The sequence below is a fragment of the Pseudonocardia lutea genome, from assembly GCF_042658055.1.
Lineage (GTDB): Bacteria > Actinomycetota > Actinomycetes > Mycobacteriales > Pseudonocardiaceae > Pseudonocardia > Pseudonocardia lutea.
Window position 1 is genome coordinate 1 of record NZ_JBHSQK010000104.1, and the last position, 1,271, is coordinate 1,271.

Annotated in this window: 2 protein-coding genes; both read right to left on the bottom strand. The window is 72.6% G+C overall.

The annotated features are described in order from the left end of the window. Positions 1-114 (bottom strand): transposase (locus ACFQH9_RS29640; RefSeq protein ID WP_379571319.1); only part of this gene is annotated, 114 nt, incomplete at its 3' end. Between the two features lie 63 nt (positions 115-177). Then, on the bottom strand, positions 178-1,110 hold the full coding sequence (locus tag ACFQH9_RS29645; RefSeq protein ID WP_379571317.1) for an IS110 family transposase: 933 nt from the start codon (positions 1,108-1,110) through the stop codon (positions 178-180). Between the last annotated feature and the right edge of the window lie 161 nt (positions 1,111-1,271).

Genomic DNA, 1,271 nt, shown 5'->3' on the forward strand with positions numbered 1-1,271 from the left:
GAGCCCGGTGAAGGACTTGAAATGGCGTGCGCTGGGGAACCGCGACGCGTCCCCGACGACCGCGACCAGCGCTGGAGCACCAACCGAGGCCAGGCCGGGAAGGCTGCGGGCCAGCCCGCCTGGATCGGCCCACCGGTAGGCGTCCTCGCGGTGCGTGGCGTGGGCGTCGAGCTCGGCCTAAGTCGCGCGCAACAGCCGGACCTCGGTGGCGACCTCGGCGGCCAGGTCGGTGAACGGCATCGCCGGATAGGCGGCGTAAAGCTCGACCGCCGCGGCCGCGGCCTGCCGCCAGGCAGCGGCCCGCTCACGGCCCTGGTGCCCGGTCGACGCCTTGACGATCACGGCGGTGAGCCGGGCCGGGCCGAGGGCGAGCAGCGCGCGGGGGTCGGCCCACCGCTCCAACACGGCCAGATCTGCCTGCCCGAGGTCTCCGGTCAGCGGGGTGACCGGCATCAACTGACGGACCAGGTCCTTGATCCGCACCTTGTGCTCCGACGCGGCTCGGGTGAGCCGGTCGGTGGCCCGCACCCGGCGGTCCAGCGCCGCGTTCTGGGCGCCCGGCAGCTCCAACGGTCGCAACCCGCCCGGGTCGAGCAGCGGCAGGCGGGCCAGGGTGTCGGCGTCGATGCCGTTGCTCTTCGCGTGCCGGGACAGGAACCGGCGCAGATCAGCGGCCTTCGCGCTCGACACCCGGAACACCGTGTGACCACGGCCGAGGAAGAACACCGCCACCGGCAGCCACGCCGGCCCGGTCGGCTCGAGCACCACCTCCAACCGAGTCCCGGCCTCGGCGCCGGCGAGCGCGGCCTGCTCGATCCTGCTCAACTCAGCCACCGTGGGGCCGGCCCGGCGACGACACACCTGCCCGCCGCCCTCGTCGAGTACCCGCACCGTGTGTGTGCTCGCGATCCCGAGATCGATCCCCACCAGCCGTCGCCGCAACGCCGTCTCCTCGTCGGTCGAAACCACCCGTGCCCCGGGCTGTTCCGCGCAGACGGCGCCCCCTCGATCGGCCACGGTCCCCACGGGCGGCAAGCGATCCTGACGACGGCTCCCACTCATGTGCTGCAACCGGACCCGACCCCTAAGGGGCCGGTCCACTTCCCTCATCCGGGGCACCCGTGGCCAGGCCAGCAGTGGCAATCAGCGGAGCGAGGCATGAACACACGTCCACCCTCAGAGCGCGACTCGACGCCACCCACCGGACCAGCCGGAATGCGCATGCAACCCGAGAACCCCGGGCCGATCAAGTCCCGGAGCTCCTTACATGA